The sequence below is a fragment of the Klebsiella sp. K47 genome (assembly GCF_051858335.1).
Lineage (GTDB): Bacteria > Pseudomonadota > Gammaproteobacteria > Enterobacterales > Enterobacteriaceae > Klebsiella > Klebsiella pneumoniae.
This window is the reverse complement of record NZ_JBPYUI010000014.1, coordinates 98,971-119,316: the sequence shown is the minus strand read 5'-3', so window position 1 is coordinate 119,316 and position 20,346 is coordinate 98,971. Positions and strand designations below refer to the sequence as shown.

The following is a 20,346-nucleotide window of genomic DNA, read 5'->3' as shown; positions in this document are numbered from 1 at the left end:
GGATTACTATGTCTAATTTAAAAGTTCTTTTTGTAGATACTTGTCACGATGTTGCTGGGGGACAGCGAAGTTTGATTGCACTATTATCTAACGTAAATAATAAGTTCAAGTATAATGTTATGATACATAATGGTAATAAAAAATACCTAAATGAACTTCTTGCGAATGGCGTGCCTCGTGAGAATATTATTTTGATTAATACCAAGCCGCTCGGTTTAAAAATTCTTGGTGGCGTTAAACTGTTTTTCAAATGCATGACATTAGCAAAAAAATATTCACTAATGCATTGCAATACTTTCTTTGATGGTTTATTTGCTATGCCTTCTTTTAGATTACAGGCTAAAAAAACCATCTTTCGTGCACGTTGTGGAATTGACCTTTCTAATCATGGCATCGTTGATAATGTAATTTATCACAATGCGTCTGTAATACTCGCTAACTCAGAGTATGTTAAGACAACTTTTTCACGGATAAATTCAAATCTTGCGAAAATTGATGTCATTTATAATCCTCTAGATCTCAAGTTTTATCGAGAATTCAAAAATATAACGAATGAAAAAAAGAAAATAATTGCTGTAATTGGTGCTATAACTGAAGTAAAAAATCAGATGGAAGTACTTAAAGCATTTTCACTTATTAATAATGAAAATATATTCTTACGGTTTATAGGTGAACCTAGAAGTACTGATAAAGATAGATTATACAATGATGAGTTAATGTCTTTTATTAAAAAACATAACTTAGAGAATAGGATTGAGTTTAGTGGTTTCGTTTCAGACGTAAGAACGCAACTTCAAGATGTGGATCTTGTTTGTGTACCATCGGATCGTGAACCATTAGGACGGGTCATTTTTGAAACACAATTGTTTAACATTCCTGTTTTAGCATCAAATTCAGGTGGTAATGGAGAATTAATAATTGATGGTAAAACTGGATATCTATATGAATTAGGTAATATCGACCAGTTGAAAGAAAAAATGTTAAAAGTAAATTCTCCAAATGAGAAATTAATCAATGATGCTCAAAAATTCGTTCTAGAAAGATTTTCACCAGACAAAACTTACCTTGCTGAATTTGAGCTCTATGAAAGACTTTCTCGATAAGGATTATCTTAAAAATGCAGACAGTAAATAAAAATAGCATTGCGTTATCACTTATTTATTTAGCCATTGTCATAATTACGTTAATACCCTTTGGACGTGGTAATATCTCAGGGCTAGAAGTGTCATTTCCTTTTTTTATTTTTGCTATTTTTTTTCTGCTTGTAAAAAAAAATAAAGTGTATGATATTACGTTTTTTGCAAACCTTTTTTTTACATTATGGGCTGTATGGGTACTTTGTGGTATAACCTACAGCTATTTTACATTCCCGGGGGGGGTTGATCATCAGGCGTCATATCTCAGGTATATTCGGCTGTTGGAAATGTATTTGCCAGGATGTATGATTTTATCTTTCCTTGGTGAGCTACCCAATTCTGTTCATAAAAAGATAGTCTATTTACTTATTCTTTTATTTGTTATTGTTACTCTGGAAGCGACAGTTGGTTTTGTATCACAAAGTGATTTGCTCACTGCTACTCAGATGTATAAATACCCTGGCTTCGGTTATGTATTTCGTGCTGGAGGGGTCGCTAAGGATTCTAGTGCTTATGGCAGCCTTGTTTTTTTATTAGGGATCACTGCATTAATTGAGTTAAGGAAAATTAGAACAAATAATAGATTGTTGTCGTTTATTATAATTTCGTGTTTATTAATTAATATATATATATCTATGTCACGCAGCTTAATTGTATCTGTTGCATTATACTTTTTGATATATATATGTATGGAGAAAAAATCTCGAGTTAAATCATTTCTTATCCTAGGAGTAGTGTCTTTATTTATTTTTATGTATGGACTTACAAATGAATATTTTTTATCATTTTTAAATAGATTGACAGGGGGAGAGCAAACAGACATCAGTTCCGGACGATTTTCAACTTGGGCTTCTTTGCTTGTACTTATTGCTGAAAATCCTATTTTCGGTGTTGGGTATAGATTAACTACAGAAAAGTATAATTTAATACCGGATAATATGTTTCTTTCATTATTGGTAGAAACGGGAATAATTGGGTTTATATTATACTTTTCATTTTTAACCTGCTTGCTGATTTATGTTATAAAATATAATCGAGATAAGTTCCCATTGCTTGTGGCATATATATTCTCTGGCTTTTTTATCGACATCTCGACTTTCTGGGTTAGTGTTCCTGTTTTATTCTTCGTTTTAGCAATTCGGAGTGTTGGCAACGAATAGTCTTATTTGTGAGGTGTGTATGAGAGAAGCAATGGCACTATCTGAAGATAAGTATCTTATCACTCGCAGAAAATTGCTCTTATTATCATTACCTTTTGGTTATGCAATAGTTAATGAGAGCAAAGCAAATTCTAACTCGCCTATAAAGGTACTTAATGTTTTAAATTTCGGAGCAAAAGGTGATGGAATAAATGATGATTCTTACGCTTTTCAACAAGCCTGTAATACTGCTAGTTCTTTGGGGGGGGCGAAATTATATATACCACCAACAAAAGAATATTATAGAATTCTATTCCCTGTATATATTGGCGATAATACTGAATTGTTCGGAGAGGGACAAACAACAAGAATAGTCTTTGAAAATCCAATATTTAATAAAGGGCGGGGAGGATTCGTTATAGGATCAAGTTTAGAAGCTAATAGACATCTGGCCTTTAAGAGGTATTCTAATTTTACTCAAGAGACGACGATTAATCCTGATTTCAAAAACCCCAAACAGAAACAATACTTAAGAGATAATCCTCATTTTATTCAGGCGGAAAATAGTAGTATTCATGACCTCTATTTAGAGGCGAGATTTACTAATAGTACAAAAAATAAATGGGGAGGGTATGGCATCAACTTTGTCAATGCTCAGAATTGTCATGTTTATAATATATGGGGAAAGGGATGGACTCAATTGATCGGGATGGGATCAGATATTCCACCTGAGACTCCCTCAAATCATTTATGTTCTGCCAAATATTTACATGTGTTGGAACCGGATTTGGTGAGAACCTATTATTCTATAGGTTTCATTGCAAATTCTACAGACTGCTCAATAGAACACGCAATACAATACGTACCGATGACAAGCGGTTCATTAAATGGAAGTGGTGCTGCTCTAAATTTATGCGAAGATTGTCTTATCAGTAATATTACGATTCCTCACTTGGGGAAAACTCAAACCTCTGAAGGGATTATGGTTAATAACTCTTCTGGTTGTCGTGTTAATAATATTATGATTGGTGATGCTAAAATTGCGGTGTCTTTATTCTTTAGCGACAAATCTACTCTTAACCCTGAAAAACCTAATTTTATAGATACTGTAACAGGCGTAAATTGTAATTCAGTAATTTCGGTTTTTTCTAAATATAATTATATTAAAAATATAACGGCGAAAGACTGTATTTATAAAGTTGTTTTGAAAAATAGAAACGCAACTAATAACCATTTTGATTTGCCTGCTAGTGAAATTGTTACAGCAAACACTAAAGATGCTGGATTTTTATTAAAAAACAACACTTTCCAATAATCTAGTAAATGAGAACTTAGATGGGTAAAAATATCAAAGAGCGCAATCAATTAGCTGATTTTGCCAGGGTTTTTATGGCTTTTATTGTTGTGGCTATCCATGTTAATATTTTTTATGAACATCCCGCCCTCAATAAAATAACTGTTGATGGTTTTTTTAGAATTGCAGTTCCTTTTTTCTTAATGATAAATGGATATTATTTTCATGAAAATATTTCGCATGTTGAAAGCTTCAAGAAATGGCTAAAAAGAGGTATCGTTTTATTTTTCGTTTGGCAAGCAATCTATTTACCTTTATACCTTCCGATTGAAGATTTAAGTTATAATCGATTGGCGGTTTTCTTATCGCAACTTATATTTGGCTATCATCACCTTTGGTATATAAGTGCCATGGTGCTTGGTGGTATTATACTTTTTGCACTTCGTGATAAACCATATTCATTAGCTTTGAGTTTATTTTTATTCATTATCGGTTGCTGTTTGCAATATGTGCGACCTTTTATAGATAACAATCCGACGCTATATAAAGTTTTTTCTCAATATTGGTTGTTCCGTAATGGCCTCTTTTTTGGCTTTCCAATGATGTATATCGGTTTTTATATTGCAAAAAATAATCTTCTTATTAAATTTAATAATAATTTATTGTTTTTGTTTTTGTCTATTTCAACAATATTGTATGGTTGCGAAATATTCTTTGTGCAAAATATTTTTTTCTCACATATGAGTTACCATATTGATTTTTTATTGTCAATTCTCTTGTTGACGCCAGTTGTTTTTATTTTTATCATGCGAACGAAATTTTGTCCTTTTAAAGATAAAGACACTAAATATTTAGCCTTGTTTAGTAGTATCGTATATTTTATCCATCCCTATGTGATCAAGTTAATTGAATCTTTTCTTTCCATAGAAAGTGTTATGTTTTATATCAATGTCTTAGTTATATCATCTCTAATTAGTTTCTTCTGTGTTTTGAATAGGAAAAGATTATGGTTCCTATTCTAAATAAATCTTTATTTCTTATAGTTTTTATTAATTCTTCAATCTCTCTTTAATAGCTAATTGCGATTGAAATAGTAAACCGCAATTTGCCTTTCCTTATGGATAATGGATCTTATATGCAAGAATTAAATGTTGGTATTGTTGCCGACTGGTTTATAACTTATGCCGGTTCTGAAAAGGTTGTCGCTGAATTTCTGGATGTTTTTCCAGAGGCTGAATTATATTCGGTTGTCGACTTCTTATCTTCTGAAAATAAATCCCATTTCAAGAATAAAAATATTACTACTACATTTATTCAAAACTTTCCTTTTGCAAGAAAGAAATACCAATCATATTTGCCTTTTATGCCTCTTGCTATTGAGCAACTAGATGTATCAAAACATGACGTTATTCTTTCAAGTTCCCATGCAGTGGCGAAGGGGGTTCTCACAGGCCCAGATCAGTTACATATAAGTTATATTCATTCACCAATAAGATACGCATGGGATCTTCAGCATCAGTACTTGCGTGAATCTAACTTGCACAAAGGTTTTAAAGGGTTGTTAGCGAAATGGATTCTGCATAATATACGCATTTGGGATTGTCGCACGTCTAATGGTGTCGATCATTTTATTGCGAACTCCAAATTCATAGCAAGAAGAATTAAAAAAGTTTATGGTCGTAATGCTGATGTTATATATCCACCAGTAGATGTTGAAAGATTTACACTCAATGAGAACAAAGAACAATATTATTTTACAGCATCTAGACTTGTTCCTTATAAACGCATAGATTTGATAGTTGAAGCATTTAGTCATATGAAGGATAAAAAGCTAGTTGTTATTGGTGATGGACCTGAGATGAATAAAATAAAAGCTAAAGCAACATCAAATATAGAAATACTTGGCTACCAATCTAATAGCGTTATGGTCGACTATATGAGAAATGCGCGGGCTTTTGTTTTCGCTGCAGAAGAGGATTTTGGCATAACTCCTGTAGAAGCTCAATCTTGCGGTACGCCAGTAATCGCTTATGGAAAAGGTGGTGCTCTTGAAACGATACGACCCATCGGAGTTGAAAAAGCAACTGGTGTCTTTTTCTATAATCAAGATGTCAAGTCAATAATCGATAGCGTTAATTTTTTTGAACAGCATAGTGATGAAATTATTCTCTCTGACTGCCGTCTGAACGCTCTAAAATTTTCTGAGCAAAGATTTAAAGAAGAGATTAAAGAATATGTTATGAATCGGCATGCTGAATTTTTAGCCTCTAAATCTGTCGTATATTAATTTTTTAAATTCAAATAGTAAATATGTTTTGTTTGATGACAGTATGAGTTTGATCATATATGATATGCGTGAAGTTAGTTATATGCTAATATAGGTATATATAACCCTGTAATTTTACAGTGATTTCACCAGACAGGAGTTTGTAATGTCCAAGCAACAAATCGGTGTTGTCGGTATGGCTGTGATGGGGCGTAACCTTGCGCTGAATATCGAAAGCCGCGGTTATACCGTATCCGTTTTCAACCGCTCCCGTGAAAAGACCGAAGAAGTGATTGCCGAAAATCCAGGCAAGAAACTGGTTCCTTATTACACAGTACAAGAGTTTGTTGAATCCCTCGAAACACCCCGCCGTATCCTGTTGATGGTGAAGGCAGGGGCTGGCACCGACAGCGCCATCGATTCCCTGAAGCCTTACCTCGACAAAGGCGACATCATCATTGATGGCGGCAACACCTTCTTCCAGGACACCATCCGTCGTAACCGTGAGCTGTCTGCCGAAGGTTTTAACTTTATCGGTACCGGTGTTTCCGGTGGTGAAGAGGGGGCTCTGAAAGGGCCTTCCATCATGCCTGGTGGGCAGAAAGAAGCCTATGAGCTGGTTGCTCCGATTCTGAAGCAGATCGCGGCTGTTGCTGAAGACGGTGAGCCATGTGTGACCTATATCGGTGCTGACGGTGCTGGCCATTATGTGAAGATGGTTCATAACGGCATCGAGTATGGTGACATGCAGCTGATTGCCGAAGCTTATGCGCTGTTGAAAGGCGGTCTGGCACTTTCCAACGAAGAGCTGGCGCAAACCTTCACCGAATGGAACGAAGGTGAACTCAGCAGCTACCTGATCGATATTACCAAAGATATTTTCACCAAGAAGGATGAAGAAGGTAAGTACCTCGTTGATGTCATTCTTGATGAAGCTGCAAACAAAGGCACCGGCAAGTGGACCAGCCAGAGCTCACTGGATCTCGGCGAACCTCTGTCTCTGATCACCGAGTCCGTATTTGCTCGTTACATCTCTTCGCTTAAAGACCAGCGTGTAGCTGCTTCGAAAGTGCTGAGTGGTCCGCACGCTCAGCCGGCCGGCGATAAAGCAGAATTTATCGAAAAAGTTCGTCGTGCGTTGTACCTCGGTAAAATCGTTTCCTATGCTCAGGGCTTCTCCCAGCTGCGTGCCGCTTCTGATGAATACAACTGGGATCTGAACTACGGCGAAATCGCTAAGATTTTCCGCGCTGGCTGTATCATTCGTGCGCAGTTCCTGCAGAAGATCACCGATGCTTATGCGAAAAACGCTGGCATTGCTAACCTCTTGCTGGCGCCGTACTTCAAACAGATCGCTGATGACTATCAGCAAGCGCTGCGTGATGTCGTGGCTTATGCCGTGCAGAATGGTATTCCGGTACCGACGTTCTCTGCCGCAATTGCCTACTACGACAGCTACCGTTCCGCAGTTCTGCCAGCTAACCTGATTCAGGCTCAGCGTGATTACTTTGGTGCGCACACTTATAAGCGTACCGATAAAGAGGGTATATTCCATACAGAGTGGTTGGAATAAACATCTAGACGCAGTCAGGCCATTTGGCCTGACTATTTTTTAACTTTATATTTGACATTGTACTCTGCTCATAAGCATTTCCATTCAAAAAATAATTCTACCATCTGATTTTTAATTTTTAAGAATTTGCCATATTTATTATCTTGTGCTCCTATATTAGTCTGCTTCTGGCCTCAGTAAATTACTGGGTGTTAAATAACAGGGTTTTAATTAAAGGAAATTAATATGTTACTTCCTGTGATAATGGCTGGCGGTACCGGCAGTCGTCTCTGGCCGATGTCTCGCGAGCTTTACCCGAAACAGTTCCTCCGCCTGTTCGGGCAGAACTCCATGCTGCAGGAAACCATCACCCGACTCTCGGGCCTTGAAATCCATGAACCGATGGTCATCTGTAACGAAGAGCACCGCTTCCTGGTGGCTGAACAGCTGCGCCAGCTCAACAAGCTGTCGAACAACATTATTCTTGAGCCGGTCGGGCGCAACACCGCCCCGGCCATTGCTCTCGCGGCCCTCCAGGCCACCCGCCACGGCGACGACCCGCTGATGCTGGTCCTCGCCGCCGACCATATCATCAATAACCAGCCGGTCTTCCACGACGCCATCCGCGTCGCCGAGCAGTATGCCGATGAAGGCCATCTGGTCACCTTCGGTATCGTGCCGAACGCTCCGGAAACCGGCTATGGATACATCCAGCGCGGCGTGGCCCTCACCGACAGCGCCCACACCCCGTACCAGGTGGCCCGCTTCGTGGAGAAGCCGGACCGCGAGCGCGCCGAGGCCTACCTCGCCTCCGGGGAGTACTACTGGAACAGCGGCATGTTTATGTTCCGCGCCAAAAAATACCTTTCCGAGCTGGCCAAATTCCGCCCGGATATCCTCGAAGCCTGCCAGGCCGCGGTCAATGCCGCCGATAACGGCAGCGACTTCATCAGCATTCCGCATGACATTTTCTGCGAGTGCCCGGACGAGTCCGTGGACTACGCGGTGATGGAGAAAACCGCCGACGCGGTGGTGGTCGGTCTCGATGCCGACTGGAGCGACGTCGGCTCCTGGTCCGCCCTGTGGGAGGTCAGCCCGAAAGATGAGCAGGGTAACGTCCTCAGCGGTGACGCGTGGGTGCACAACAGCGAAAACTGCTACATCAACAGCGACGAGAAGCTGGTGGCGGCCATCGGCGTGGAGAACCTGGTGATTGTCAGCACCAAGGACGCCGTGCTGGTGATGAACCGCGAGCGTTCCCAGGACGTGAAGAAGGCGGTCGAGTTCCTCAAGCAGAACCAGCGCAGCGAGTACAAGCGCCACCGCGAGATTTACCGTCCCTGGGGCCGCTGCGACGTGGTGGTCCAGACCCCGCGCTTCAACGTCAACCGCATTACGGTGAAACCGGGCGGCGCCTTCTCGATGCAGATGCACCACCACCGCGCCGAGCACTGGGTCATTCTCGCCGGCACCGGCCAGGTGACGGTCAACGGCAAGCAGTTCCTGCTGACTGAGAACCAGTCCACCTTTATTCCGATTGGCGCCGAGCACAGCCTGGAAAACCCGGGCCGCATTCCGCTGGAAGTGCTGGAGATCCAGTCGGGGTCGTACCTCGGCGAGGACGACATTATTCGTATTAAAGACCAGTATGGTCGTTGCTAATTTTTTCGGGACAAAACGCAGAATGACACAGTTAACATGCTTTAAGGCTTATGACATCCGTGGTGAACTGGGCGAGGAGTTGAACGAGGACATCGCCTACCGTATCGGCCGCGCCTATGGCGAATTTCTGAAACCCGGGAAGATAGTGGTGGGGGGCGATGTGCGCCTCACCAGCGAGTCGCTGAAGCTGGCGCTGGCCCGCGGGCTGATGGACGCCGGCACCGACGTGCTGGATATTGGCCTGAGCGGCACGGAAGAGATTTACTTCGCCACTTTCCACCTCGGGGTGGACGGCGGCATCGAGGTAACGGCCAGCCATAACCCGATGAACTACAACGGCATGAAGCTGGTGCGCGAGAACGCGAAGCCCATCAGCGGCGACACCGGCCTGCGGGATATCCAGCGCCTGGCGGAGGATAACCAGTTCCCGCCGGTGGATCCGGCGCGTCGCGGGACCCTGCGCCAGATTTCGGTGCTGAAGGAGTACGTTGACCACCTGATGGGCTATGTGGACCTGGCGAACTTCACCCGTCCGCTGAAGCTGGTGGTGAACTCCGGCAACGGGGCGGCGGGGCACGTGATTGATGAAGTGGAGAAACGCTTCGCGGCGGCCGGGGCGCCGGTGACCTTTATCAAGGTGCATCACCAGCCGGACGGCCATTTCCCGAACGGTATCCCGAACCCGCTGCTGCCGGAGTGCCGCCAGGACACCGCCGACGCGGTGCGTGCGCATCAGGCGGACATGGGGATCGCCTTTGACGGCGACTTCGACCGCTGCTTCCTGTTCGATGACGAGGCGTCGTTTATCGAGGGGTACTACATTGTCGGCCTGCTGGCGGAGGCGTTCCTGCAGAAACAGCCGGGGGCGAAAATCATTCACGACCCGCGTCTGACGTGGAACACGGTGGACATCGTGACCCGCAGCGGCGGCCAGCCGGTGATGTCGAAGACTGGGCATGCGTTCATCAAGGAGCGGATGCGCCAGGAAGACGCCATCTACGGCGGGGAGATGAGCGCACACCATTACTTCCGCGACTTCGCCTACTGCGACAGCGGGATGATCCCGTGGCTGCTGGTGGCGGAGCTGCTGTGCCTGAAGAACAGTTCGCTGAAATCGCTGGTGGCGGACCGCCAGGCGGCGTTCCCGGCGTCGGGGGAGATCAACCGCAAGCTGGGAAATGCGGCGGAGGCGATAGCGCGCATCCGGGCGCAGTATGAGCCGGCGGCCGCACACATCGACACAACGGACGGTATCAGTATTGAATACCCTGAGTGGCGTTTTAACCTGCGCACGTCCAACACGGAGCCGGTGGTGCGTCTGAACGTTGAGTCCAGAGCGGATACTGCGTTAATGAATGCAAAAACCGAAGAGATTTTAGCTCTTCTCAAGTAATGCATTATCCATAATGGAAGCCATAGGGTCAGATTTTAATCGTATTATTAACCTTATGGCTTATTCTTGACATCCCACTGGTCAAAGCGTAAAACCGCCCACAGCAATGTTTAAATTCGTGGCTATCCGCCATTACCCAGTTAACTGATTAAAGTGTAATCGAATGAAAATTACTATTTCCGGTACAGGTTATGTTGGTTTATCGAACGGTGTCCTGATTGCGCAAAACCACGAAGTGGTTGCTCTGGATATCGTACAGGCCAAAGTGGATATGCTTAACCAGAAGATCTCTCCGATTGTGGATAAAGAGATTCAGGAATATCTGGCAGAAAAACCGTTAAATTTCCGTGCCACCACGGACAAGCACGACGCCTATCGTAATGCCGACTACGTGATCATTGCGACGCCGACCGATTATGATCCCAAAACTAACTACTTCAACACCTCTACGGTGGAAGCGGTTATTCGCGATGTCACAGAGATCAACCCGAATGCGGTGATGATCATTAAATCGACCATCCCGGTGGGGTTCACCCGCGACATCAAAGAACGTTTGGGGATTGATAATGTTATTTTCTCTCCTGAGTTCCTGCGTGAAGGCCGTGCGCTGTACGACAACCTGCATCCATCGCGCATTGTCATTGGTGAGCGCTCTGCGCGTGCCGAACGTTTCGCAGACCTGCTGAAAGAAGGCGCGATCAAGCAGGATATCCCGACCCTGTTTACCGACTCCACTGAAGCGGAAGCGATCAAACTGTTCGCGAACACCTATCTGGCGCTGCGCGTTGCCTATTTCAACGAGCTCGACAGCTATGCTGAAAGCCAGGGGCTGAACAGCAAGCAGATTATCGAAGGGGTATGCCTGGATCCGCGTATCGGCAACCACTATAACAATCCGTCCTTTGGCTATGGCGGCTACTGCCTGCCGAAGGATACCAAGCAGCTGCTGGCGAACTACGAATCGGTCCCGAACAATATCATTGCCGCTATTGTGGATGCCAACCGTACCCGTAAGGACTTTATTTCTGATTCCATCCTCGCTCGTAAGCCCAAAGTGGTGGGTGTATATCGCCTGATCATGAAGAGTGGTTCGGACAATTTCCGCGCCTCTTCTATCCAAGGCATCATGAAGCGCATCAAGGCGAAAGGTATTCCGGTCATTATCTATGAACCGGTGATGCAGGAAGATGAGTTCTTCAATTCCCGCGTCGTGCGCGACCTGAATGCTTTCAAACAAGAGGCGGATGTGATCATCTCTAACCGTATGGCGGAAGAGCTGGCGGATGTGGCGGACAAGGTTTACACCCGCGATCTGTTTGGTAATGATTAGGATTTTTAACCTTTGGCTGGATGAGAGTATCTCCAGCCAAATTTTATATGAAATTGGATTTCATTGATGTTAGTTAACTTGTGGAAATGGTTATCCAGTTAGTTATTTACGGTTTGTGATTTTTTCTGGTGATATAAACTAAGTTTGTAAAACATCAATGCTGCCAATCGAGTATTTCTCAGGAGTTTAAATATGAAATTTTTAGTCACTGGTGCGGCTGGTTTTATTGGGTTTCATGTCAGCAAACGCCTTTTGAATGATGGGCATCAAGTTGTTGGGATTGATAACATTAATGATTATTATGATGTAAAGTTAAAAGAATCTCGTGTTGAACAATTAGAATCTCCCTCTTTTACTTTTTACAAGTTAGATCTCGCTGACCGTGATGGTATGGCTAAACTTTTCGAAACAGAGCAGTTTGAACGTGTTATCCATCTTGCGGCGCAAGCGGGTGTACGTTATTCTCTCGAAAATCCATATGCTTACGCAGACTCCAATTTGACGGGCTACCTGAATATTTTGGAAGGTTGCCGTCACAATAAAGTGCAACATCTATTATATGCTTCATCCAGTTCTGTCTACGGTCTAAACCGTAAAATGCCATTCTCAACAGATGATTCAGTCGACCACCCCGTTTCGTTGTATGCTGCCACAAAAAAAGCTAATGAGCTGATGGCACATACTTATTCCCATCTGTACAGCATCCCAACGACAGGACTGCGCTTCTTTACGGTCTATGGTCCCTGGGGCCGTCCGGACATGGCGTTATTCAAATTCACGAAAGCGATGCTGGAAGGGAAAAGCATTGATGTTTATAACTACGGTAAAATGAAGCGTGATTTTACCTATATAGATGATATTGTCGAAGCTATTGTTCGTATCCAGGATGTAATCCCTCAGCCTGATCCTGAATGGACAGTCGAGGAAGGATCTCCGGCTACCAGCTCCGCACCATATCGGGTCTACAACATTGGTAACAGCTCACCGGTGGAACTGATGGATTATATCAATGCATTGGAGCAGGCATTGGGATTGGAAGCGAAGAAGAATATGATGCCTATCCAGCCGGGTGATGTGTTGAATACCAGTGCCGAGACACAAGCTCTCTATAAAACTATTGGTTTTAAACCGGAAACGCCAGTACAGCAAGGTGTTAAAAACTTTGTAGATTGGTATAAAGAGTACTATCAATATAACTAGTTTATTGGAAGGGGGGGATAGAAACGTTTTCGCGCCTCCCTCATATCGGCAGCAAGTAACGGATGTATCATTTCCAACCGTATGGCGGAAAAGCGGGCGGATGTTGCGGACAAGGTATACACCCGCGATCTGTTTGGTAACGATTAATTCTGCCTGTCTGACCCTGGCGGTTCCTTGCCGCCAGTGTTCTTCTTTCTCTCCCCCGCTATATCCCTCACTACGCGTATTTCTCGCACATTCAGATTAACCTCAATAAATTGTGATGGACATTACGATCCTGTTCAAAAGCCGTTGCTGGTTGAAAACAGGTCCGATAAGTTAAACTTACCTTGTGAAGAGCTACCGTCACTGTGATGTAGATGCCGGAGATAAGCGCCGGGAGGTAAAACAAAGCCTGCAACGCAGGCTTTGTTATTTATGTCCTATAAGAAATTTGATGAACAGGGCGCGATTAACACTATTTTTTTTGCCTTAATGCCATGCCAAAACGCAGAATGAACGGTCATTCTGTAATATCATTTTTTATCTCTTAATTTTATCTTAATCTAATTGCAATACAGAGCGGTCCTTACCACTTGCGTTTATTAAACGTCAGTTTCGTTTTCTTTCTGTCTTTTAAATAAGAAATCAAGAAATAAACGGAAACAGCAAGTAGTATGGCAGCCACCACTAAGAAAAATAGGTTTTCCATAATATCTACCACAGGGCTTATGTTGATTGAATTATTAGCTTGATAAGCAATGCACCAGTTTTGTTCTATTGCATGGCTTGCTCTAACATACCCTGGATTTAGGAAAATTCCTACAGATAGTAATGTTTTTCCTCAATCAGCATATAATGCTGTTTCCACTCACCAAATTGGGATGGATGCCAGAAAAGTTTGAGTGCCTGGCGCGCGGATATTTGCTTTTTTCGAAAAAGGCTGGATGAAACTGGTTTCAGTCGGGCGAGAAAAAAGGCAAAAATTCTGTCTTTAGCATAAAATATTATATATAAAACAATGAATGTGCATTCAGTCAACATATCATCAGGATGACGGGCGTTACATAAAAGAATTTGCCGCAACCTGACGGTTGTGGCGGGCAGTGGGTTAGATTTCCTAGGCCGTTCCACGAAGTTCTTCACGCTTTCCTTCACGGAAGTTTGCGGCTCAAACTTCATTGTTCCAAACAGCGATAGGGATCTATCCTGGCATCCAGCACATCATGCGACTAGATGGGCATCTTATTCTTCTTTGCTTCGATCCGAGAGCTTCTTCCCGAGAGGATTTAAAGTCCATCATCTCAACCAGTGAGTTGTAGCCAAAGGATGCAGTATTCAAATAGTGGTCGGCATCTCGTGGCGATGAGATTATGTAGGTGTATCAGTTTGTCAGCCCCTAAGAGCAAGAGTGTTCAGTCCGTTCTACATAAGTGCCGATTTTACACTGGTTTGCGGTTGGGATCACTTGCTTTGCCGCGTCTTACCCGCCAGGCGAGAGGTGAAGGACGTTTTTTCTGGCAAAACAGCGGTGGCAAAGGCTGATAAATAACAACATTTCTCATTTGACGGTTAGCCTCCGAATAATAACCTTGTGACCGGTCGGTGGTTTAGCGATTCGTGGCGATACCCTAAAGGCAGCCAATACCCTCCGGGACGGCATAATTTTGCTTAAAGTTATATTTTTCGTCAGCGGAACATTTAGTAAATGGGCAAAAATCGCGCCATGCTTTCCTCCTTTTTGTCTTTTATATCATTGGCTTATTGTTGTTTTGTTTGTTTAATGAATGTTTAAGATGTGTATTATTTGAGTAATCCACTAATCAGTAGGCTTTTTTATTTTTATTCCCGGCGTCCAGCGCTATAATCTGCGGACGATTTTCTTTGTGGAATGTGCATTGTAGAGCATGAGTCGTTTATCCCACCTGTCGGAACATAGCGCCGCCGCCGTGTGCAAAGGGCCATCAAGCCTGAACGCGCGCTGTCTCCCTGGCGGCGAAGACGATGTCTCTTCTTCTCTTTCCCCGCATCGTGAACGCTCCCTTTTGCTGCTGGCTCACATCGGCAGGTCGCCCGTTTCTCTTTCATCGGTGGCGAAAAGCGCAGACGTTATACCCTGCGTAAATGAGAAAGTCCTGATGGTTAATTCGGCGGCAAATGAGGAAAGTGTGGTGCGTTTGGCGGCCAGGTGAGGAACAGATGCATATTAAAAGCAGAGATATGTCTCAAGGCATATCTCTGCTTTTAGGTTTTCAGGCCCCCCGTTCTGTCAGACTGGCTTTTCAGGCCGCTGAGTGAACGATCTGCCGATAGCCTGAAGCGAAAGCGGGTGGCGTTTAGCCTGGAGCACGGGAGCAGTACGCATTTTGGTTGCGACAGCCAATGGCGGTAGCGTGCCTGAAAAAGGCCGTTCCACCCAGACGGTCGATTGATTGATAGTAAAATAAAGCAATTATTTCTTTAAGGATTTCATTATGTTACTTCCTGTAATTATGGCTGGTGGTACCGGCAGTCGTCTCTGGCCGATGTCTCGCGAGCTTTATCCGAAACAGTTCCTCCGCCTGTTCGGGCAGAACTCCATGCTGCAGGAAACCATCACCCGACTCTCGGGCCTTGAAATCCATGAACCGATGGTCATCTGTAACGAAGAGCACCGCTTCCTGGTGGCTGAACAGCTGCGCCAGCTCAACAAGCTGTCGAACAACATTATTCTTGAGCCGGTCGGGCGCAACACCGCCCCGGCCATTGCTCTCGCGGCCCTCCAGGCCACCCGCCACGGCGACGACCCGCTGATGCTGGTCCTCGCCGCCGACCATATCATCAATAACCAGCCGGTCTTCCACGACGCCATCCGCGTCGCCGAGCAGTATGCCGATGAAGGCCATCTGGTCACCTTCGGTATCGTGCCGAACGCTCCGGAAACCGGCTATGGATACATCCAGCGCGGCGTGGCCCTCACCGACAGCGCCCACACCCCGTACCAGGTGGCCCGCTTCGTGGAGAAGCCGGACCGCGAGCGCGCCGAGGCCTACCTCGCCTCCGGGGAGTACTACTGGAACAGCGGCATGTTTATGTTCCGCGCCAAAAAATACCTTTCCGAGCTGGCCAAATTCCGCCCGGATATCCTCGAAGCCTGCCAGGCCGCGGTCAATGCCGCCGATAACGGCAGCGACTTCATCAGCATTCCGCATGACATTTTCTGCGAGTGCCCGGACGAGTCCGTGGACTACGCGGTGATGGAGAAAACCGCCGACGCGGTGGTGGTCGGTCTCGATGCCGACTGGAGCGACGTCGGCTCCTGGTCCGCCCTGTGGGAGGTCAGCCCGAAAGATGAGCAGGGTAACGTCCTCAGCGGTGACGCGTGGGTGCACAACAGCGAAAACTGCTACATCAACAGCGACGAGAAGCTGGTGGCGGCCATCGGCGTGGAGAACCTGGTGATTGTCAGCACCAAGGACGCCGTGCTGGTGATGAACCGCGAGCGTTCCCAGGACGTGAAGAAGGCGGTCGAGTTCCTCAAGCAGAACCAGCGCAGCGAGTACAAGCGCCACCGCGAGATTTACCGTCCCTGGGGCCGCTGCGACGTGGTGGTCCAGACCCCGCGCTTCAACGTCAACCGCATTACGGTGAAACCGGGCGGCGCCTTCTCGATGCAGATGCACCACCACCGCGCCGAGCACTGGGTCATTCTCGCCGGCACCGGCCAGGTGACGGTCAACGGCAAGCAGTTCCTGCTGACTGAGAACCAGTCCACCTTTATTCCGATTGGCGCCGAGCACAGCCTGGAAAACCCGGGCCGCATTCCGCTGGAAGTGCTGGAGATCCAGTCGGGGTCGTACCTCGGCGAGGACGACATTATTCGTATTAAAGACCAGTATGGTCGTTGCTAATTTTTTCGGGACAAAACGCAGAATGACACAGTTAACATGCTTTAAGGCTTATGACATCCGTGGTGAACTGGGCGAGGAGTTGAACGAGGACATCGCCTACCGTATCGGCCGCGCCTATGGCGAATTTCTGAAACCCGGGAAGATAGTGGTGGGGGGCGATGTGCGCCTCACCAGCGAGTCGCTGAAGCTGGCGCTGGCCCGCGGGCTGATGGACGCCGGCACCGACGTGCTGGATATTGGCCTGAGCGGCACGGAAGAGATTTACTTCGCCACTTTCCACCTCGGGGTGGACGGCGGCATCGAGGTAACGGCCAGCCATAACCCGATGAACTACAACGGCATGAAGCTGGTGCGCGAGAACGCGAAGCCCATCAGCGGCGACACCGGCCTGCGGGATATCCAGCGCCTGGCGGAGGATAACCAGTTCCCGCCGGTGGATCCGGCGCGTCGCGGGACCCTGCGCCAGATTTCGGTGCTGAAGGAGTACGTTGACCACCTGATGGGCTATGTGGACCTGGCGAACTTCACCCGTCCGCTGAAGCTGGTGGTGAACTCCGGCAACGGGGCGGCGGGGCACGTGATTGATGAAGTGGAGAAACGCTTCGCGGCGGCCGGGGCGCCGGTGACCTTTATCAAGGTGCATCACCAGCCGGACGGCCATTTCCCGAACGGTATCCCGAACCCGCTGCTGCCGGAGTGCCGCCAGGACACCGCCGACGCGGTGCGTGCGCATCAGGCGGACATGGGGATCGCCTTTGACGGCGACTTCGACCGCTGCTTCCTGTTCGATGACGAGGCGTCGTTTATCGAGGGGTACTACATTGTCGGCCTGCTGGCGGAGGCGTTCCTGCAGAAACAGCCGGGGGCGAAAATCATTCACGACCCGCGTCTGACGTGGAACACGGTGGACATCGTGACCCGCAGCGGCGGCCAGCCGGTGATGTCGAAGACTGGGCATGCGTTCATCAAGGAGCGGATGCGCCAGGAAGACGCCATCTACGGCGGGGAGATGAGCGCACACCATTACTTCCGCGACTTCGCCTACTGCGACAGCGGGATGATCCCGTGGCTGCTGGTGGCGGAGCTGCTGTGCCTGAAGAACAGTTCGCTGAAATCGCTGGTGGCGGACCGCCAGGCGGCGTTCCCGGCGTCGGGGGAGATCAACCGCAAGCTGGGAAATGCGGCGGAGGCGATAGCGCGCATCCGGGCGCAGTATGAGCCGGCGGCCGCACACATCGACACAACGGACGGTATCAGTATTGAATACCCTGAGTGGCGTTTTAACCTGCGCACGTCCAACACGGAGCCGGTGGTGCGTCTGAACGTTGAGTCCAGAGCGGATACTGCGTTAATGAATGAGAAAACCGCCGAGCTGCTCAACCTGTTAAAAGAGGAATCGCTTTGAGTCCAATGTTTTCAGCGATCTATCGCTACCGTGGCTTTATTATTGACAGCGTTAAACGGGACTTTCAGTCCCGTTACCAGACCAGCTTCTTAGGCGCGGCATGGCTGATCTTACAGCCGATCGCCATGATTTCCGTATATACATTAATCTTTTCTGAGTTAATGCGTGCCCGCCTGGCGGGCATGGACGGCCCTTTTGCCTACAGTATCTACCTCTGTTCCGGGGTGTTAACCTGGGGGCTGTTTACGGAAACGCTCAATAGTCTGGTCAACGTTTTTCTGACCAACGCCAACATTCTTAAAAAGCTTAGCTTTCCGCGGATCTGTTTACCAATCATCGTCACTGCTTCGGCGTTCATTAACTTCCTGATCATTTTTGGTCTGTTCGTGTTGTTTCTGATCGTTACGGGCAATTTCCCGGGCATGATTTTCTTTGAAATCATTCCGGTGCTGATCGTTCAGATGCTGTTCACCCTCGGCCTCGGGATCATCCTCGGGGTGCTGAACGTTTTTGTCCGCGACGTCGGGCAGTTCGTGAATATCCTGCTGCAGTTTTGGTTCTGGTTTACGCCCATTGTCTACGTGTCCAAAACGCTGCCGGAGTGGGTCTCTGGTCTGCTGGCGTATAACCCGATGGCGACCATTATCGGTTCATACCAGAACGTGATGCTCTATCACCAGAGCCCTAACTGGCTGGCGCTGCTTCCGGTCACGGTGCTGTCCGTCATTCTGTTTTTATTTGCCTGGCGTTTATTTAAAAAACATGCCGCTGATATTGTGGACGAGATTTAATCATGAGTATCAAAGTTCAGCACGTCGGCAAGGCGTATAAATATTATCCCTCCAAATGGAACCGGGTCATTGAGAAACTTCTGCCGGGCGATAAGCCGCGGCACAGCAAGAAATGGGTATTGAAAGATATCAATTTCAGTATTGAACCCGGCGAAGCGGTCGGCATTGTTGGGGTGAACGGCGCAGGTAAAAGTACGTTACTGAAGCTGCTGACCGGCACCACTCAGCCGACCAAAGGCAGCATTGAGATCCAGGGGCGTGTCGCTGCGCTGCTGGAGCTGGGCATGGGCTTCCATCCTGACTTTACCGGTCGGCAGAACGTGTATATGTCCGGGCTGATGATGGGCCTGAGCCGGGAAGAGATTGAGCGCTTAATGCCGGAGATCGAAGCCTTTGCGGATATCGGCGACTACATTGAAGAGCCCGTGCGCATCTACTCCAGCGGGATGCAAATGCGCCTGGCGTTCGCCGTGGCCACGGCCTCACGCCCGGATATTCTGATCGTCGATGAAGCGCTTTCCGTTGGTGACTCCCGTTTTCAGGCGAAGTGCTACGCCCGTATTGCGGACTTTAAAAAGCAGGGCACCACGCTGCTGCTGGTCTCCCACAGCGCCGGGGATATCGTCAAACACTGCGACCGCGCCATTTTCCTCAAAAATGGTGATATCTGTATGGACGGCACCGCCCGTGACGTGACCAACCGTTATCTGGATGAGCTGTTTGGCAAATCCGATAAAAACAGCGCGCCAAAAAGCGAAACGGCAACCTCGTCAGCCAGCGGCGAAAGTCAGATGTCTCTCGATGAGATTGAAGATGTGTACCACACGCGCCCAGGCTACCGTCCGGAAGAGTACCGTTGGGGGCAGGGGGGTGCAAAAATCATTGATTATCACATCCAAAGCGCCGGGGTTGATTTTCCGCCTTCACTGACGGGCAATCAGCAGACCGATTTCCTGATGAAAGTCGTATTTGAATATGACTTTGATTGCGTGGTACCGGGTTTGTTAATCAAAACTCTGGATGGCTTATTTCTATATGGTACCAACTCTTTCCTGGCCTCGGAAGGCCGGGAAAACATTTCGGTATCACGTGGGGACGTTAGAGTATTTAAATTCAGTTTTCCGGTTGATTTAAATAGCGGTGACTATCTTCTGTCGTTTGGTATTTCAGAGGGAAGCCCGCAAACCGAAATGACGCCGCTCGATCGTCGCTATGACTCCATCATTTTGCATGTAACTAAGAGCATGGATTTCTGGGGAGTGATTGACCTGAAGTCGACTTTCAATAGTTACAAATGAAGATGAGAAAA

The 20,346-nt window shown here is 46.7% G+C and carries 15 protein-coding genes and 1 pseudogene; 15 read left to right on the top strand and 1 reads right to left on the bottom strand.

Annotation, left to right across the window (positions count from 1 at the left end):
- The first annotated feature begins 8 nt into the window (after positions 1 to 8).
- From RRF55_RS15425 to RRF55_RS15375, 11 genes and pseudogenes are all read left to right on the top strand, one after another.
- Positions 9 to 1,103, top strand: a complete 1,095-nt coding sequence (locus tag RRF55_RS15425; RefSeq protein WP_064114617.1) for a glycosyltransferase — start codon at positions 9 to 11, stop codon at positions 1,101 to 1,103.
- 14 nt (positions 1,104 to 1,117) lie between these two features.
- Positions 1,118 to 2,296 carry an O-antigen ligase family protein gene (locus tag RRF55_RS15420; protein WP_064153714.1) on the top strand — a complete coding sequence of 393 codons (1,179 nt, stop codon included), beginning with the start codon at positions 1,118 to 1,120 and terminating at the stop codon, positions 2,294 to 2,296.
- Between the two features lie 19 nt (positions 2,297 to 2,315).
- On the top strand, positions 2,316 to 3,590 hold the full coding sequence (locus RRF55_RS15415) for a glycosyl hydrolase family 28-related protein (RefSeq protein ID WP_021514684.1): 1,275 nt from the start codon (positions 2,316 to 2,318) through the stop codon (positions 3,588 to 3,590).
- Positions 3,591 to 3,610: 20 nt separating this feature from the next.
- The gene (locus tag RRF55_RS15410) at positions 3,611 to 4,591 is read left to right on the top strand and encodes an acyltransferase family protein (protein ID WP_064189059.1); all 981 of its coding nucleotides are present in this window, start codon (positions 3,611 to 3,613) and stop codon (positions 4,589 to 4,591) included.
- A 113-nt stretch (positions 4,592 to 4,704) separates the two neighbouring features.
- Complete coding sequence (locus tag RRF55_RS15405) at positions 4,705 to 5,856, top strand: glycosyltransferase family 4 protein (RefSeq protein ID WP_032411474.1); 1,152 nt, start codon at positions 4,705 to 4,707, stop codon at positions 5,854 to 5,856.
- Positions 5,857 to 6,001: 145 nt separating this feature from the next.
- Positions 6,002 to 7,408: an NADP-dependent phosphogluconate dehydrogenase gene (gene gndA / locus RRF55_RS15400; RefSeq protein ID WP_032411472.1), complete on the top strand. Its 1,407-nt coding sequence runs from the start codon at positions 6,002 to 6,004 to the stop codon at positions 7,406 to 7,408.
- A gap of 225 nt (positions 7,409 to 7,633) precedes the next feature.
- Positions 7,634 to 9,049, top strand: coding sequence for a mannose-1-phosphate guanylyltransferase/mannose-6-phosphate isomerase (locus tag RRF55_RS15395; protein WP_004180506.1), 1,416 nt, complete (start codon positions 7,634 to 7,636; stop codon positions 9,047 to 9,049).
- A 22-nt stretch (positions 9,050 to 9,071) separates the two neighbouring features.
- Positions 9,072 to 10,442 (top strand): O9 family phosphomannomutase RfbK, encoded by a 1,371-nt coding sequence (gene rfbK / locus RRF55_RS15390; protein WP_073557652.1) that lies wholly within the window; start codon positions 9,072 to 9,074, stop codon positions 10,440 to 10,442.
- Between the two features lie 163 nt (positions 10,443 to 10,605).
- Positions 10,606 to 11,772, top strand: coding sequence for a UDP-glucose 6-dehydrogenase (gene ugd, locus RRF55_RS15385; RefSeq protein ID WP_032411469.1), 1,167 nt, complete (start codon positions 10,606 to 10,608; stop codon positions 11,770 to 11,772).
- A gap of 192 nt (positions 11,773 to 11,964) precedes the next feature.
- On the top strand, positions 11,965 to 12,972 hold the full coding sequence (locus RRF55_RS15380) for an NAD-dependent epimerase (RefSeq protein ID WP_031589100.1): 1,008 nt from the start codon (positions 11,965 to 11,967) through the stop codon (positions 12,970 to 12,972).
- Between the two features lie 66 nt (positions 12,973 to 13,038).
- Positions 13,039 to 13,119 (top strand): annotated as a pseudogene (locus tag RRF55_RS15375) (hypothetical protein); the annotation flags it as partial.
- A gap of 421 nt (positions 13,120 to 13,540) precedes the next feature.
- Here the strand turns inward: RRF55_RS15375 and RRF55_RS15370 are convergent.
- Positions 13,541 to 13,663, bottom strand: a complete 123-nt coding sequence (locus RRF55_RS15370) for a small membrane protein (RefSeq protein WP_004144151.1) — start codon at positions 13,661 to 13,663, stop codon at positions 13,541 to 13,543.
- Positions 13,664 to 15,425: 1,762 nt separating this feature from the next.
- Between RRF55_RS15370 and RRF55_RS15365 the strand changes: the two genes are divergently transcribed.
- From RRF55_RS15365 to wzt, 4 genes are read left to right on the top strand one after another with little or no spacing between them, the layout of a single operon-like run.
- Positions 15,426 to 16,841 carry a mannose-1-phosphate guanylyltransferase/mannose-6-phosphate isomerase gene (locus RRF55_RS15365; protein ID WP_004180506.1) on the top strand — a complete coding sequence of 472 codons (1,416 nt, stop codon included), beginning with the start codon at positions 15,426 to 15,428 and terminating at the stop codon, positions 16,839 to 16,841.
- 22 nt (positions 16,842 to 16,863) lie between these two features.
- Entirely contained in the window at positions 16,864 to 18,246 is a 1,383-nt protein-coding gene (rfbK, locus tag RRF55_RS15360; RefSeq protein ID WP_064153713.1) for an O9 family phosphomannomutase RfbK, read from the top strand.
- Between the two features lie 5 nt (positions 18,247 to 18,251).
- A complete protein-coding gene (wzm, locus tag RRF55_RS15355) occupies positions 18,252 to 19,037 on the top strand; it encodes an O9 family O-antigen export ABC transporter permease subunit (RefSeq protein WP_020956642.1) in 786 nt (261 codons plus the stop codon).
- Positions 19,038 to 19,039: 2 nt separating this feature from the next.
- Positions 19,040 to 20,335 carry an O9 family O-antigen export ABC transporter ATP-binding subunit gene (gene wzt, locus RRF55_RS15350; RefSeq protein WP_023280326.1) on the top strand — a complete coding sequence of 432 codons (1,296 nt, stop codon included), beginning with the start codon at positions 19,040 to 19,042 and terminating at the stop codon, positions 20,333 to 20,335.
- Positions 20,336 to 20,346: the final 11 nt, after the last annotated feature.